This window comes from Streptococcus sp. NSJ-72 (assembly GCF_014334035.1).
In the GTDB taxonomy this organism is placed as follows: domain Bacteria; phylum Bacillota; class Bacilli; order Lactobacillales; family Streptococcaceae; genus Streptococcus; species Streptococcus constellatus.
On sequence record NZ_CP060489.1, the window covers coordinates 1,185,556 to 1,198,970 of the forward strand.

At 36.6% G+C, this 13,415-nt stretch carries 13 protein-coding genes; 8 read left to right on the forward strand and 5 right to left on the reverse strand.

The features are described from left to right. The first annotated feature begins 15 nt into the window (after positions 1–15). From H8787_RS05780 to H8787_RS05795, 4 genes are read left to right on the forward strand one after another with little or no spacing between them, the layout of a single operon-like run. Positions 16–600: a redoxin family protein gene (locus H8787_RS05780; protein ID WP_003069149.1), complete on the forward strand. Its 585-nt coding sequence runs from the start codon at positions 16–18 to the stop codon at positions 598–600. Between the two features lie 12 nt (positions 601–612). After that, a complete protein-coding gene (gene msrB / locus H8787_RS05785) occupies positions 613–1,722 on the forward strand; it encodes a peptide-methionine (R)-S-oxide reductase MsrB (RefSeq protein ID WP_187327659.1) in 1,110 nt (369 codons plus the stop codon). A gap of 57 nt (positions 1,723–1,779) precedes the next feature. Further along, complete coding sequence (locus tag H8787_RS05790; RefSeq protein WP_187327660.1) at positions 1,780–2,514, forward strand: response regulator; 735 nt, start codon at positions 1,780–1,782, stop codon at positions 2,512–2,514. Beyond that, on the forward strand, positions 2,511–4,223 hold the full coding sequence (locus H8787_RS05795; protein WP_150202763.1) for a sensor histidine kinase: 1,713 nt from the start codon (positions 2,511–2,513) through the stop codon (positions 4,221–4,223). Before H8787_RS05790 ends, H8787_RS05795 begins: the two co-directional genes overlap by 4 nt. A gap of 27 nt (positions 4,224–4,250) precedes the next feature. On the opposite strand, the gene H8787_RS05800 is transcribed toward H8787_RS05795, so the two are convergent. The 4 genes from H8787_RS05800 to H8787_RS05815 form a co-directional block, all read right to left on the reverse strand. After that, positions 4,251–5,030: an ABC transporter permease gene (locus H8787_RS05800; RefSeq protein ID WP_037619524.1), complete on the reverse strand. Its 780-nt coding sequence runs from the start codon at positions 5,028–5,030 to the stop codon at positions 4,251–4,253. A 2-nt stretch (positions 5,031–5,032) separates the two neighbouring features. Then, the gene (locus tag H8787_RS05805; protein ID WP_003077011.1) at positions 5,033–5,812 is read right to left on the reverse strand and encodes an ABC transporter permease; all 780 of its coding nucleotides are present in this window, start codon (positions 5,810–5,812) and stop codon (positions 5,033–5,035) included. Beyond that, positions 5,805–6,788 (reverse strand): ATP-binding cassette domain-containing protein, encoded by a 984-nt coding sequence (locus H8787_RS05810; RefSeq protein ID WP_006269571.1) that lies wholly within the window; start codon positions 6,786–6,788, stop codon positions 5,805–5,807. Before H8787_RS05810 ends, H8787_RS05805 begins: the two co-directional genes overlap by 8 nt. 136 nt (positions 6,789–6,924) lie before the next feature. Beyond that, complete coding sequence (locus H8787_RS05815) at positions 6,925–7,101, reverse strand: hypothetical protein (protein ID WP_172594015.1); 177 nt, start codon at positions 7,099–7,101, stop codon at positions 6,925–6,927. Positions 7,102–7,338: 237 nt separating this feature from the next. On the opposite strand from H8787_RS05815, the gene nox reads away from it, so the two are divergent. The 4 genes from nox (at position 7,339) to H8787_RS05835 (ending at position 13,102) form a co-directional block, all read left to right on the forward strand. Next, positions 7,339–8,712 carry a H2O-forming NADH oxidase gene (gene nox, locus H8787_RS05820; protein WP_187327661.1) on the forward strand — a complete coding sequence of 458 codons (1,374 nt, stop codon included), beginning with the start codon at positions 7,339–7,341 and terminating at the stop codon, positions 8,710–8,712. Positions 8,713–8,858: 146 nt separating this feature from the next. Further along, positions 8,859–10,415: a ClC family H(+)/Cl(-) exchange transporter gene (locus tag H8787_RS05825; protein WP_187328373.1), complete on the forward strand. Its 1,557-nt coding sequence runs from the start codon at positions 8,859–8,861 to the stop codon at positions 10,413–10,415. A 184-nt stretch (positions 10,416–10,599) separates the two neighbouring features. Continuing rightward, complete coding sequence (gene guaC / locus H8787_RS05830; RefSeq protein ID WP_037597040.1) at positions 10,600–11,583, forward strand: GMP reductase; 984 nt, start codon at positions 10,600–10,602, stop codon at positions 11,581–11,583. Between the two features lie 181 nt (positions 11,584–11,764). Then, positions 11,765–13,102, forward strand: coding sequence for an MATE family efflux transporter (locus H8787_RS05835; protein WP_049492758.1), 1,338 nt, complete (start codon positions 11,765–11,767; stop codon positions 13,100–13,102). 75 nt (positions 13,103–13,177) lie between these two features. On the opposite strand, the gene H8787_RS05840 is transcribed toward H8787_RS05835, so the two are convergent. Continuing rightward, a complete protein-coding gene (locus H8787_RS05840; RefSeq protein WP_255313457.1) occupies positions 13,178–13,378 on the reverse strand; it encodes a 4-oxalocrotonate tautomerase in 201 nt (66 codons plus the stop codon). Positions 13,379–13,415: the final 37 nt, after the last annotated feature.

Here is a 13,415-nt window from a genome sequence, read left to right on the forward strand (position 1 = left end):
AAAGGAGGAAATCCCATGAAAAAATCAATGTTAGTTGTTACGAGTTTGTTATGTGCTACCTTTTTAGGTGCATGTGCAAATCAAAAAACAAATTCTTCAGCAAATGATACAAATAAAGCTGAACAAGGACAAGTAGCTAACAAGAACAATGAGGTTACTGCTACAAAAGCAAATCAAGGAGAAGCTGTTCCTGATTTTAATCTAAAAGGAGTCGATGGCAAGACTTATAAACTATCAGATTTTAAAGGAAAGAAAGTTTATTTGAAATTCTGGGCATCATGGTGCTCAATCTGTCTATCCACGCTGAAACACACAGATGAATTGGCGAAAGAAAATGGCAAAGACTACGTTATTTTATCAGTCGTTTCTCCAGGTCATAAGGGTGAAAAATCAGAAGCAGATTTCAAAAAGTGGTATTCAAAACTAGATTATAAAAACTTACCTGTTTTGATTGATTCAAGCGGAAAATTACTAGAGCAATATGGAGTTCGCTCTTATCCAACAGCCGCATTTATTGATAGTAATGGAAAATTAGTTAAAACTCGTCCAGGTTTTATCAAAAAGTCTGAAATTGAATCAACTCTGAAAAGTATCAAATAGGAGGTAATGACAATGGATCACAAAATGAAATTGCTTTTACTCCTCGGATCCATTTTACTTATCCTTGGTACAATTGTTTTGGGGGGGCGTTTTATGACAACGAAATCTTCTATTGACAAAATAAAAGAAGCGTCCGTTAGCCAAACGACACCCGTCAACAACAAGAAACCTGATTTGAAAAATGCTAATTTAAAACATATTTATCTTGCAGGTGGTTGTTTCTGGGGGGTGGAAGAATATTTCTCTCGTGTAAATGGTGTAGTAGACGCAGTTTCTGGCTATGCGAACGGAAATAGCGAAACAACGAATTATGAACTAATCTCACAAACTAAACACGCTGAAACGGTTCATGTGACTTATGATGCCAATAAAATTTCTTTAAGAGAAATCTTGCTGCATTACTTTAGAATTATCGATCCAACCAGCAAAAATAAACAAGGAAATGACCGTGGCGTACAATATCGCACAGGAGTATATTACAAAGATCAAGCTGATGTTGAAACGATTAACAAGGTTTTTGAAGAACAAAGCAAAAAATTTAAAACAGCTTTGGCGGTTGAAAAAGAGCCGCTCAAACATTTTATCAAAGCTGAAGAATACCATCAAGATTATTTGAAGAAAAATCCAAACGGATATTGTCATATCAATGTTAAACAGGCTGCCTATCCAGTCATTGATGCTTCTAAATATAAAAAACCGTCAGATGCTGAAATTAAGAAAAAACTGACAGAGGAAGAGTATGCAGTGACTCAAAAAGATGATACAGAGCGCGCTTTTTCAAATCGTTATTGGGATAAATTTGATGTAGGAATCTATGTCGATGTTGTAACAGGTGAGCCATTATTCTCATCAAAAGATAAATTTGAATCAGGCTGTGGCTGGCCAAGCTTTACACGTCCGATTAGTCCGGATGTCGCAAACTATAAAGAAGACCATAGCTTTAATATGACTCGGACAGAAGTGCGAAGTCGCGTTGGAAATTCCCATCTGGGGCATGTTTTTACAGATGGTCCTAAAGATAAAGGTGGACTTCGTTATTGTATTAATAGCTTGTCTATCAAGTTTATTCCTAAAGACCAAATGGAAAGCAAAGGTTATGGATATTTATTGAACTATGTCTAACAGCATTTTAAGAAAAAATTTGCTATAATGAGTTTAGTAAATGGTAGGAGCGCGCTCGTGTATTCAATTATGATTGTAGAAGATGAATACCTTGTTCGACAAGGTATTTCGTCTTTAGTAAACTTTAAAAAATTTAATATGCAAGTGATAGGTGAGGCTGAAAATGGTTTAGAGGCTTGGGAAAAAATTCAAGCAGAATGCCCAGATATTATCCTGACTGATATTAATATGCCTCAGATGAATGGTATTAAATTAGCCCAATTAGCAAGAGAACAGTATCCGCAATTACATATTATTTTTCTGACGGGGTATGACGATTTTGATTATGCTCTTTCGGCTGTTAAATTGGGTGCAGATGATTATTTGCTAAAGCCATTTTCGAGAGAAGATGTTGAAGCTATGTTGATAAAAGTAAAAGAAAAATTGGATAAGGAAAAGAAACAGCAACAAGTGCATGAGTTAGTGGAGAAAGCAGAGTTTTCGGACTTGGAGCAAGCGATTCATGATCGATTAGCTGATACAGAATTATCCTTGAAATCTTTAGCCTTTCAATTAGGCTTTAGTCCATCTTATTTGAGTGTATTGCTTAAAAAGGAACTAGGTTTGCCATTTCAAGATTATTTAATTCAAGAGCGAATGAAAAAAGCAAAGTTGCTATTGCTAACGACGGATTTAAAAGTATACGAAGTAGCAGAGCAAGTCGGCTTTGAGGATATGAATTATTTTTCTCAACGCTTTAAGCAAATCGTTGGAGTGACACCTCGGCAATTTAAAAAAGGAGACAGTAAATGAAACGTTATTCGCTGCTGATTCAGTTAGTGATTTATGTTTTTGTGATGATATTAGTTCTTTTAGGAATTGTTGGAGGGTTGTACTATCAAACTAGCTCGGCGGCTATTCGACAAACGACGGAGCAAACGACGCGTAATACCATTCAACAAAGTGGACAATTTATCACTTCTTATTTACAAAAGCTAAAAGAAACTACCAGCAGTTTAGCTGAAAGCGATAAAGTAAAAGCGTATGCTCAAAAGCCCGATGCGGATAATGCTGAACAGCTTCGTCAGTTGATGGGAATGATTTTAAAGACAGATTCAGATTTGGTATCCGCTGTTTTGGTAACAAAAAATGGCAATCTCATCTCAACTGATCCCAATTTAACAGTGAAAACATCTAATGATATGATGCAAGAAAGTTGGTATCAGGATGCCATTCACAAAGGGACTATGCCTGTCTTAACACCAGCGCGCAAAACTGTTGATAAGGTAGAAGCTGCTGAAAAATGGGTTGTGTCCATTACACAAGAGGTAGTGGATAAAGATGGGAAAAATCTAGGAGTTGTTCGACTTGATATTGGTTACAAGACGTTGGAAGCCTATCTAGATCGCCTGCAACTGGGGAAAGACGGTTTTACCTTCATTGTGAATGACAAACATGATTTTGTCTATCATCCAAAGAAAACAGTTTATTCATCCGCTACTGAAATGCGCGCGATGGCGCCCTATATTGCTGCAAAAAATGGTTATGTAAAATCAAAGCAAGCCTACGTATCTCAGTACCAAATTCCACATAGTGACTGGACCTTGATTGGTGTGTCTTCTATGGAGCAACTGCATGCTGTTCAAAAACAAATTCTTTGGTCTTTTATCGGAACAGGATTATTAGCTTTAGGTATTTGTCTTATTGGCATTTGGTTTATCTTGCGTTTATGGATTAAGCCCTTGCATGAGTTGCAAGAGACCATTTTAGCTATCGGATCTGGGAATGCGCACTTGCGAGCTGTTGAAAAAGGATCCCCTGAATTGATTGATTTGGCCAAGCAGTTTAATACAATGCTCAATCAGATTGATAAATTGATGATGGCTGTAAAAGAAGAAGAGCAAAATGTCAGAAAGTATGAATTACAGGCACTTTCCAGTCAAATTAACCCTCATTTTTTGTACAATACATTAGATACCATTGTTTGGATGGCAGAATTTAACGATAGCAAACGTGTTGTAGAAGTCACAAAATCACTGGCTAAGTATTTCCGTTTGGCACTTAATCAAGGTCATGAACAAATTTCTCTCAAGGATGAAATTGATCATGTTCGGCAATATTTGTTCATTCAAAAACAGCGGTATGGAGAGAAATTACAGTATGAAATTGAAGAGTTAAGTGCTTATGATAATTATCAGATTCCAAAATTAATTTTGCAGCCTCTGGTTGAAAATGCGATTTATCATGGTATCAAGGAAATGAATCGTCAAGGGATGATTCGAGTTAGTGTTTATGAAAATAGTCATCAACTAATTCTTTCCATTTACGATAATGGTCGAGGATTTGTCACTCATGATACAGCTGATACCCTCCTGATGCACCTAGGTGGTGTCGGTTTGAAGAATGTTAATCAGCGTTTGCAATTACAATTTGGTAAATCCTATCACATGGAAATTAAATCTGAAGAAAATACTTATACGGAGATTCGTCTCTATTTTCCAAAGGCAAATAAAACCAACTGATGAAAGATTTCAGTTGGTTTTTAATATTTAATTCCCAACACTGGAGAATTTTTTCATGCCGTATTTGAATAGAGCGTAGTTGATAGTAAAAATAACAAGTAGGACTAAAGGAAGTAGCAAACCAATCCAGCTTAGATTTAAAAAATAAAGAGCTGGAAAAAAAGAAGTAAAAGCATAAGGAAATACAAAAATTAGTATCAATTGGATAAAGGTTGGGTAAATTTTGATAGGGTATTGTGCCATTTGATTGAGGGAGAAAATCCCCATTGTGATAGGGAAAGATTCGACAATCCAAAAAGCAAGAGCAGTAGGTCCTAATTGAATAGCAGCATAGAGTAAACCAATACAAATACAGATAAAGACAAAGAGAAGTAGATGAAAAATGTTCCAGTGCAGTCCGAGTAAATGATAGGCTTGATAAGTTGCAATAGCTCCCATTAGTGTTGTGCCAAATCCTTGTAGCTGCACGCGTTCACAAATTAGCTGAAAAAGAGGATTGATGGGCATGATAAGCAGGCGTTCAAACTCACCTTTGCGAATATAGCGGCTTCCAAACATCCAAAGATTATCAAAGAAAATCAGGTGAACTGAACGTCCGATAGTTGCCATTCCATAAATAAATAGCATTTGTCCATAGTTGAATCCGGCAATTTCCTTGATATTTGCAAATAATACATTTAAAAAGATTAAATAAACAATCTGTTCAATCAAAGAAGAAATAAGTCCAATAAAGAAGTCCATTCTATAAGACATACTAGCAATCAAGTAAGCTTTGAGGTTATAAAAATAAATGCTGATGTATTTCATCTTCAACCTCCTAAAATGACTAAACGACGTTTAGCTTGGTACCAAAGTAGAGCAATAAAAGCTGAAAGTATCGGAATCCAAGCCAACTGAATCCAGAAAAGCTCAAAATTAACCTGTCTTCTCAAAAGGATATTGACCGGAAAATTAACAGCAAAGCTGTAAGGTAATAGTTTCAAAATGTTTGCAATATTTTCTGGATAAAAACTTAGTGGCAAAAGCGCTCCTGAAGCGAGTGAAAAAAGCCCGTTTCTGAGAATCAAAATTCCCCAAGTATTTGCCGTGAAGAAGGCTGTTAAGCTAAATCCTAAATCTAACAGGAGGATGATAAACATTCCTAATAAACTAGAAAATAGGAAAAGCAATCCTGTCTGCCAATTTGGAAGATAAAACTGTCCTTGAAGCAAAGGGATAACTAATAAAATTGGAATGAATTTGACAATTTCAACAATTTTGACAGCAAAGTCTTGGAAAAAGAGCGAAGTAATTAAAGAGTAAGGATAAAGTAGCTCGCCAGTAATATTTCCATCTACAATCATCAGAGATAGATCCCGTCCAATACTAAAACTATTTAGATTTCCCAGTAGATTTGCGAAGATAATATAGGTAGTGAACGTTTCTAAAGTATAACCATTAACGTGAGATTGGGTGAAAAAAATGGTTTTCCAAACAAAAATAGAGACAAGAACTTGTATGAAAGTACGAATCAGAGTTGCAACAAAGAAAGATTTATATTGAAGTTGCGTAATAAGAGCTAATCGTGTGATATGAATATATTTACTCATCAAGCCCCTCCTCATAAATTTGTTTGACGATATTTTCAATTGTCAATTCTTTGATAGCTAGGTCTTCGATTGAATAATGCTCAAAAATCTGATTGATAACTTGGGCATTAGTATAAATATCCGTCTGATAATGGATATTGAAATGATAAGAGTCAATTTTCTCAAAACGAAAACCATTGATTTGGAACAGCTCTTCTATTGGCGTTTGCGTTTTGAAAGAAATGGTTTTAATTGTTGAAAACTTTTCTCTTAATTGCGTCAGACTTCCATCATAAACCTTTTTACCTTTATCAATAATGAAAATTCGTTCGCAGAGCGACTCAATATCCTGCATATCATGAGACGTAATGAGGAAAGTTGTCTGATACTCTTTATTCATAAAGCGAATGAAAGAGCGGATGGTTTCTTTTACACTGGCATCAAGACCGATTGTAGGTTCATCCAAGAAAACAACGGCAGGTTGATGAATGAATATAGCAGCAAATTCGCAGCGAACTCGTTGCCCGAGCGAAAGATTACGAACAGGCTGGTGAATAAAATCTCCTAGCTGCAACAGCTCAATTAATTGCTCCAAGCGTTCCTCAAAAACTTTATCAGGAACGTCATAGATCTTCGCATGCAAAATAAAAGATTCCAGCACAGGAATATCCCAACGTAAATGTGATTTTTGTCCGAACAAAACGCCAATTTGCTTATTGACTGCTGTGCGATGTTTCTGTGGGGTAAGTCCATTAATTTTAACACTGCCTCGATCTGGATAAAGAACACCCGTCAGCATTTTTATAGTCGTGGATTTTCCGCTTCCATTCGAACCAATATAACCAATAATTTCACCTTTTTGAACCGTTAATGAAATATTCTGTACAGCATGAATTTGTTTTTTCTTAGGGCGAAAAAAGGCTTTGATAGAACCTTTAAGACCTAATTCTTTCTCGACAATACTATATGTCTTATATAATTGATTTGCTTCAATCATCATTATCTCCTTGTGGCAGAAAACGTTTGCGTATATTCATTATAACAAGTTCACGAGATCTGCGCAAGTGAATCTTATGGAATGATCTTTTGCACAGAAAAAGGATGAGACAAGATTTCTCAACCTTTTCTTTAGATCAATGACTGGAAGCAGCAGAAGTAGCATCTGCTTCACCCGCACCGTCACTGTGGCTACCTGCATCCGAAGCGCCAGAAGTAGTGTCGACACTGGCTTGACCACCTACAGGAGCAAACGAGACGTCATCAATACCTTTTATTATATCTTTATTGTAACAGATAAATAGTACTTTCATAAAGTTTTTCTAAATAATTTTATGATAATGACAGAGGAACTATCTACCTCAAACAGAGTAATACAGTCTGGAGGGAGCTTACATACATTGAGATTAGAAATGAAATCATTCATGAAAAGTTCTATCAAATTGATAAGAAATGTAATATTTTTCAGTTTTATGAACAAATATATTGTAAACGTTCACACGAGATGTTATAATAAGTCTGTAAATTAAAATTAAGGTAGGAATTGCTCTATGAGTAAAATTGTCGTTATCGGTGCCAATCATGCCGGCACAGCTTGTATCAATACGATGCTTGACAACTTTGGAAATGAAAATGAAATTGTTGTGTTTGATCAAAATTCAAATATTTCATTTTTAGGATGTGGAATGGCACTTTGGATTGGAAAACAAATTGATGGTCCAGAAGGTTTGTTCTATTCAGATAAAGAAAAGCTTGAAGCTAAAGGTGCTAAAGTTTATATGGAAAGTCCTGTTTTGTCCGTTGATTACGACAAAAAAGAAGTGACTGCACTTGTAAATGGGCAAAAGCATGTAGAATCTTATGAAAAATTGATTTTTGCAACAGGTTCACAACCAATTATTCCACCAATAAAAGGTGTAGAAATTGTTGAAGGTAATCGCGAATTTAAAGCAACTCTTGAAAATATTCAATTTGTAAAATTGTATCAAAATTCTGCCGAAGTGATTGAAAAGCTGAAAAACAACGAAGGTATTAATCGTGTTGCTGTTGTAGGAGCTGGTTACATTGGTGTTGAACTGGCAGAAGCTTTCGAACGTCTCGGAAAAGAAGTGACCTTGATCGATGTGGCAGACACTTGTCTTGCTGGTTACTACGATCGTGAATTGTCTGACTTGATGAGTAAAAACTTGGCAGATCATGGCATTAAACTTGCCTATGGTCAAACTGTGCAAGCGGTTGAAGGTGAAGACAAAGTTGAACGGATTGTAACGGATAAAGAAACGTTTGATGTTGACATGGTCATTATGGCTGTTGGCTTCCGTCCAAACACGGCTCTTGGCGCTGGCAAAATTAAGCTTTTCCATAACGGTGCTTTCCTTGTTGATAAAAAACAAGAAACAAGCATTCCAGGAGTTTATGCAGTTGGTGATTGTGCAACGATTTATGACAATGCTCTAGATGATATGAGTTATATCGCCCTTGCTTCAAATGCTGTTCGTTCAGGTATTGTCGGAGCTTACAACGCTACTGGTCATGAGTTAGAAGGCATTGGTGTGCAAGGTTCAAACGGTATCAACATTTACGACCTTAAAATGGTTTCAACTGGTTTGACCTTAGAAAAAGCAAAAGCTGCTGGTTACAATGCCGTCGAAACTGGCTTTAACGACCTTCAAAAGCCAGAATTTATCAAACACGATAACTATGAAGTGGCTATTCGTATCGTATTCGATAAAGATACACGTGTCATTCTTGGAGCACAAATGGCTTCACACGAAGATATTTCAATGGGTATTCATCTCTTCTCACTTGCAATCCAAGAAAAAGTGACTATTGATAAATTAGCGTTGACAGATATTTTCTTCCTGCCACACTTTAACAAGCCTTATAACTACATTACAATGGCAGCTTTGACAGCTGAAAAATAAGGATAAGATATTGAGTTTACAAACCAGTTTCGTATGAGGCTGGTTTGATTTTTTATCTAGATTTCATTCTCCAAAACAATTTCCGCAAGCAATAAAAAATGAAAAATTATGCTAAAATAGAAAGAGAACATATTCGGGAGGCAATGATGTCTGTTCAGACAGAAAAAGGAGTATCAAATACTAAGAAAGAATTCGCATTTACATCTAGTTCAATCATTCTGCAAGTTTCAAGAGGAATTTTAGTCGGAATCATCGTGGGTGCAATTGTTGGTTCTTTTCGTTTTTTGATTGAAAAAGGATTTCATATTGTTCAACATTTCTATCAACAAGGCCATGGCAATACCATTTGGTTTGTTTTCATTCTGCTGTTTTATGCTTGTGTCATTTGGATTAGTGCAAAATTAACGCTTTCAGAAAAGAATATTAAAGGTTCTGGAATTCCGCAAGTAGAAGCGGAATTGAAAGGACTGATGAGCTTGTCATGGTGGAGCGTCCTCTGGAAAAAGTATATTCTTGGGGTTTTAGCCATTGCAAGCGGCTTGATGTTAGGGCGTGAAGGTCCAAGTATTCAGCTTGGAGCAATGGGAGGAAAGGGAATTGCCAAATATCTTCATTTAAGCCCTGTGGAAGAACGTTCTCTGATTGCGAGCGGAGCAGCAGCAGGTTTAGCAGCGGCTTTTAATGCTCCGATTGCAGGGTTACTATTTGTTATTGAGGAAGTCTATCATCATTTTTCGCGTTTCTTTTGGGTCTCGTCTTTGGCTGCAAGTTTGACGGCGAATTTTGTTTCACTCATGATTTTTGGGCTGACTCCTGTATTAAATATGCCTGATAATATTCCTCTGATGGGACTAGGGCAATATTGGCTGTATCTGTTGTTGGGAGTTTTTCTTGGTTTTTTTGGATTTTTATATGAAAAAGTCGTCTTAGCTATGCCTCGTATTTACGATGCGGTCGGAAAACATCTTCACCTTTCTTTGCAATACTATCCCATTATAGCTTTCACTTTCATTCTTCCAATAGGGTATATCTTTCCGCAGCTTTTAGGCGGTGGCAATCAGCTAGTTCTTTCTTTGACCAGTCAGCATTATTTGCTGCTGACATTGGTGATGTTTTTCATCATCCGCTTTATTTGGAGTATGCTCAGCTACGGTAGCGGGCTGCCTGGTGGTATTTTTCTACCTATTTTAGCTCTTGGCTCTCTTTTGGGAGCGATTGCTGGTGTTGTTTGTGTACAATTAGGCTTTGCAACACAAGAGCAATTTCCTATTTTTATTATTTTAGGCATGAGCGGCTACTTTGGTGCAATTTCTAAAGCTCCGTTGACAGCAATCATTTTGGTGACCGAGATGGTTGGAGATATACGGAATCTTATGCCTCTTGGTTTAGTAACTTTAGTGGCCTATGTTGTAATGGATTTATTGGGCGGAGCACCTGTGTATGAAGCTATGTTAGAGCGAATGCTTCCAGATAGTGTAGCAGATGACGGAGAGACAACACTTATCGAAATTCCTGTCTCTGAAAAAATAGCCGGCAAGCAAGTTCACGAATTAGAACTTCCAAGAGATCTTTTGATTACCATGCAACATCATAACGGAAAGAATCAAACAGTGAATGGCAGCACGCGTCTTTATCTAGGAGATATGATTTATGTAGTTGTGAAGAAATCAGATATTGGTCGGATGAAGGATTTATTACTATAAAAGAAGAGAGTATTTTTTCCTCGCAAAATAAGAATTTTGCATTTAATTCCGAACGAAAAATATCGTTTTGTGTTAATTTATTTTAATTTCTGTACTTTATGTTATAATACTAAAGGAAACGTCAGGAAAGGCGTAGCGATGCGAAAGCATAGGTAGGTCAATTTAATCATAAGGAGTCCTTTTTATGCTAAATGAATTTCCTATCTTTGACTACGAAGATGTTCAATTGATTCCTAATAAATGTGTCATCAAAAGCCGCTCAGAAGCAGATACGACAGTTACTTTTGGAAATCATACTTTTAAACTTCCTGTTGTCCCAGCCAATATGCAGACCATTCTTGATGAAGATGTAGCAGAAAAATTGGCTAAAAGTGGGTATTTTTATATCATGCATCGTTTTGATGAAGCGGGGCGCATTCCGTTTATTAAACGCATGCATGAACAAGGATTGATCGCTTCCATTTCAGTTGGTGTGAAAGATTATGAATACGATTTCGTTAGTCAGCTGAAAGCAGACGCCCCTGAATATATCACGATTGATATTGCGCATGGGCACTCAGACAGTGTGATTGACATGATTCAACACATTAAAAAGGAATTGCCAACTACTTTTGTGATTGCAGGAAATGTTGGAACGCCAGAAGCAGTGCGTGAGTTGGAAAATGCAGGTGCCGATGCGACCAAGGTCGGTATTGGTCCAGGAAAAGTCTGCATTACGAAAGTTAAAACAGGGTTTGGAACAGGTGGTTGGCAGTTAGCAGCTCTTCGTTGGTGTGCGAAAGCCGCTCGAAAGCCAGTTATTGCAGATGGTGGTATTCGTACGCATGGCGATATTGCTAAGTCTATCCGCTTTGGGGCTACAATGGTAATGATTGGCTCCTTGTTTGCAGGTCATGTTGAGAGTCCTGGAAAAACAGTCGAAGTAGACAGCGAACAATTCAAAGAATATTATGGATCGGCTTCTGAATACCAAAAAGGAGCTTATAAAAATGTTGAAGGAAAGAAAATTCTTTTACCGGTTAAAGGGCGTTTAGCTGATACGTTGGTTGAAATGGAGCAAGATTTGCAAAGTGCCATTTCCTATGCTGGCGGAAAGGATTTAGCTGGTCTCAAACATGTGGATTATGTCATTGTAAAAAATTCCATTTGGAATGGTGATGCGCATTGATAATAGAAACACTATCTGTTTATATTCCAATTTGATGTAATAGTTCTTGATTTTATGAGAAGAGATAAGTTAGTCAAGAACAGAAACAAGAGAAGACTAGGAGGATTTTCTCCTAGCCTTTTTGACTATTCCAATTGCTTATAGTATAGTTAAGAGAGAAAGAACTATTTGAGGAGATTTTATGTACCAAACTCGCAATTTAAAAGAACGAATGATATTATTCGTCTCAATTTTTTTGCCAATTTTGATTTATCAACTTGCCAATTTTTCAGCCTCTTTTGTGGACACAACAATGACGGGACATTACCATACTTTACATCTAGCTGGAGTTTCAATGGCAACTAGTTTATGGAATCCTTTCTTTACTTTTCTGACCGGCATTGTCTCAGCTTTGGTTCCAATTATTGGGCATCATTTAGGACAAAATCGAGAAGAAAAAGTCGCTTCTGATTTTTATCAGTTTATTTATTTATCTCTTGGCTTGTCTCTTCTCTTGTTCGGACTCGTTTTTTTAGGTGGACCGCTGGTTTTGTCCAACATGAACTTAGAATCTTTAGTAGCAAAAGTTGCTATACATTATCTCTGGTATTTAGCGTTTGGAATTATCCCATTACTTTTATTTAGTGTTGTTCGCTCTATATTAGATGCTTTAGGTTTGACAAGACTATCTATGTATCTAATGTTACTTCTGTTGCCATTGAATGCTAGCTTTAACTATATTCTAATTTATGGTGCTTTTGGATTTCCGGAAATGGGCGGAGCAGGAGCAGGGTTAGGCACTTCATTGGCCTACTGGGTACTGCTAATTCTTTCAATAGTCGTTGCAAAAAGACACTCTAAAATCAAAAAATATCAATTATGGAAAATTCGTCCTTTAGACAAAAAAGGGTTGCTGGAAGGTATGCGCCTAGGTTTTCCTATTGGAGGGACCGTTTTTGCAGAAGTTGTGATATTTTCAGTTGTCGGTTTACTCATGGCAAAATTTTCTTCATTAGTCATTGCCAGTCACCAATCTGCTATTAATTTTTCGAATCTTATGTATGCTTTCCCCATGAGTATTTCTAATGCAATGGCGATTATCGTATCTTACGAAATTGGTGCTCAACGACTGGATGTTGTGAGAAAATATTGTACTCTTGGGAGAGTGACCGCACTGGGATTTGCTATGTTCACACTGATATTTTTATATCTTTTTCGTCATCAAGTCGCTTCATTGTATGGAACGAACAAAGAATTCATTCGTCTGACATCCGTTTTCTTAACTTATAGTTTGTTTTTTCAATTAGCAGATACTTTCGCAGCGCCTCTTCAAGGAATTTTACGCGGTTATAAGGATACAAAAGTTCCATTTTATTTGGGATTGATTGGTTATTGGGGGGTGGCGTTACCAGTTGGACTACTATTAGATCATATCACAAATTTAGGTCCCTTTGCTTATTGGTTTGGCTTAATTGTCAGTCTGGTTGTTAGTGGCATTTTATATCAACTCCGACTTAACCATATTCAAAAAAGAAATTAGGTTATATACCGCACATGCATTCTTACTATTTTGAAACAAAAAGAATCTCAGATTTTTATCCAAGATTCTTTTTTGTTATTTTGTACGCATTTCTCCTTGTGGGAAATAACTTCCTTCTGGCATATCATTAATAATGACATGAACAGCAGATTGTGGTGCGCCAGTATTTTTCACGACAGCAGCAGTAATTTCTTTTGCAAGAGCTTTCTTTTGCTCTAAAGTGCGTCCTTCAAACAAATCAATTCTAACAAATGGCATGTTATATCTCCTTTTTATCTTTGATATTTTTATTTTATCACAAATTAGGTTTTAA

Coding starts and splice junctions, on each gene's coding strand:
- msrB (WP_187327659.1), top strand. CDS start 613: ATGGATCACAAAATGAAATTGCTTTTACTCCTCGGATCCATTTTACTT.
- guaC (WP_037597040.1), top strand. CDS start 10,600: ATGCTAAATGAATTTCCTATCTTTGACTACGAAGATGTTCAATTGATT.
- H8787_RS05805 (WP_003077011.1), bottom strand. CDS start 5,812: ATGAGTAAATATATTCATATCACACGATTAGCTCTTATTACGCAACTT.
- nox (WP_187327661.1), top strand. CDS start 7,339: ATGAGTAAAATTGTCGTTATCGGTGCCAATCATGCCGGCACAGCTTGT.
- H8787_RS05810 (WP_006269571.1), bottom strand. CDS start 6,788: ATGATTGAAGCAAATCAATTATATAAGACATATAGTATTGTCGAGAAA.
- H8787_RS05825 (WP_187328373.1), top strand. CDS start 8,859: ATGTCTGTTCAGACAGAAAAAGGAGTATCAAATACTAAGAAAGAATTC.
- H8787_RS05795 (WP_150202763.1), top strand. CDS start 2,511: ATGAAACGTTATTCGCTGCTGATTCAGTTAGTGATTTATGTTTTTGTG.
- H8787_RS05800 (WP_037619524.1), bottom strand. CDS start 5,030: ATGAAATACATCAGCATTTATTTTTATAACCTCAAAGCTTACTTGATT.
- H8787_RS05815 (WP_172594015.1), bottom strand. CDS start 7,101: ATGAAAGTACTATTTATCTGTTACAATAAAGATATAATAAAAGGTATT.
- H8787_RS05835 (WP_049492758.1), top strand. CDS start 11,765: ATGTACCAAACTCGCAATTTAAAAGAACGAATGATATTATTCGTCTCA.
- H8787_RS05780 (WP_003069149.1), top strand. CDS start 16: ATGAAAAAATCAATGTTAGTTGTTACGAGTTTGTTATGTGCTACCTTT.